This is a genomic window from Inhella sp. (assembly GCF_027532025.1).
In the GTDB taxonomy this organism is placed as follows: domain Bacteria; phylum Pseudomonadota; class Gammaproteobacteria; order Burkholderiales; family Burkholderiaceae_C; genus Inhella.
Map to the genome: position 1 here is coordinate 1 of NZ_JAPZSY010000063.1, position 1575 is coordinate 1575.

The window sequence follows — 1575 nt, forward strand, 5'->3', positions numbered from 1 at the left end:
GTTGAACTAAACCGCTGACGCGGTGACCGGCGCACACCGTTGGTCACCGCGTTTTGCATGGCGTCTGTGCAGCCGAGCACTTGCGCGAAGCGTCGGTGAGGTCAAGCCTTCAGCCTGGGGAATGTTCCCCGGCCTGAAGGAGATGGACATGACCCCCTTGCGCCAACAGATGCTGGACGCCATGGCGGTACGCGGCTTGGCCGTGCGCACGCAAGAGACCTACGTCGACTCGCTGGGGCGCATGGCGCGCTACTTCAAGCGCAGCCCTGCGGTGTTGACGGCCCAGGACATCGAGGCCTACATGCTGCACCTGATCAAGGACCGCAAGCTCTCCTTCTCCAGCGTCAACCACGTCGCCGCTGCCAGCCGTTTCTTGTTCACCCACGTACTGGCCCAACCCGAGACAGGCCAGCGCATGCTGCCCCCCGTGGCCCGCACGCGCCAGCGCCAGCCCGAGCTCTTGTCGCGCCTGCAAACCGCCCAGCTCTTCGCCAGTTGCCACAGCCCCATGGTGCGCATGCTGCTGCAAACGCTGTACGCCTGCGGGCTGCGCCTGAGCGAGGGCTGCCACCTGCGCGTGGCCGACATCGACAGCGCACCCGACCGGCAGTGCGTGCGCGTGGTGGCCGGCAAGGGCGGGGCCGACCGCTACACCCTCCTGAGCCCGACGCTGCTCACCCTGCTGCGCGTGCACTGCCGCCGCTTCGGCTGCCACCACCGGCCCGAGGGCTGGCTGTTCTTCAACCCGAAGACCCAGCAGCCGCTCAGCGCGTGCGGCGTGCAGCGCCACTACCAAGCCGCCCGGCGCGATGCCCACATCGACAAGCGCGGCAGCACCCACACCCTGCGCCACGGCTTCGCCACGCACTTGCTCGAAGCCGGCATCGACCTGCACACCATCTGCCGCTTGCTGGGCCACGGCCACATCGAGACCACCAGCCGCTACCTGCACCTGATCAGCCCCCAGTTCAAGCCCCCACGCGGCACCGACCCCCTTGACTTGCTGGCGGGGCTGCCGGTGGTGGTGCTAACGCCAACGCTGCCGCCACACTGACCCTGGCCTGGGTCAGCCACCATGGCCACGCTGGCCGAGGTGCTGCAGCGCTGTGGGCCGGCCTACCTGCGCGCGCACCCCTTGAGCAGCCCCCAAGCCAAGGCGTGGCGGGGCATCTGCGCTTGCCGCACCCAGGCCCTGGGCGGGCAGCGCCTGGCTTGCAGCCACTGCGGGCACAGCCACTGGCACTACCACTCGTGCCGCAACCGGCACTGCCCGCAGTGCGGTGCGCGCGCCAAGGACGCTTGGTTGCAGGGCCGCTTGGCCGAGGTGCTCGATGTGCCCTACGCGCACCTGGTCTTCACCCTGCCACATCAACTTCACAGCCTGTACCGAAGCCAGCCCCGCTGGGTCATCGACACCCTGTTTGCTTGCACCGCGCGCACGCTGGGCGCGTTCGCCGCCAACCCGCGCTGGATGGGCGTCGCTGGCGGGCAAGGGGCCTTCAGCTTGGTGCTGCACACCTGGGGCCAGGACTTGCGCCAGCACCTGCACCTGCACGCCGTCATGGCCTGCGGGGT

General features: G+C 69.1%; 2 protein-coding genes. Both read left to right on the plus strand.

Annotated elements, in window-relative coordinates:
- The first annotated feature begins 148 nt into the window (after positions 1–148).
- Positions 149–1054, plus strand: coding sequence for a site-specific integrase (locus O9335_RS09630; RefSeq protein ID WP_298387140.1), 906 nt, complete (start codon positions 149–151; stop codon positions 1052–1054).
- A 21-nt stretch (positions 1055–1075) separates the two neighbouring features.
- Positions 1076–1575, plus strand: a 500-nt coding sequence (locus O9335_RS09635; protein ID WP_298387141.1) for a transposase zinc-binding domain-containing protein, incomplete at its 3' end; no start/stop codon positions are given.

Bases quoted from the DNA above. Each gene is read 5' to 3' on its own strand.
- O9335_RS09630 (WP_298387140.1), top strand. From the start codon at position 149: ATGACCCCCTTGCGCCAACAGATGCTGGACGCCATGGCGGTACGCGGC.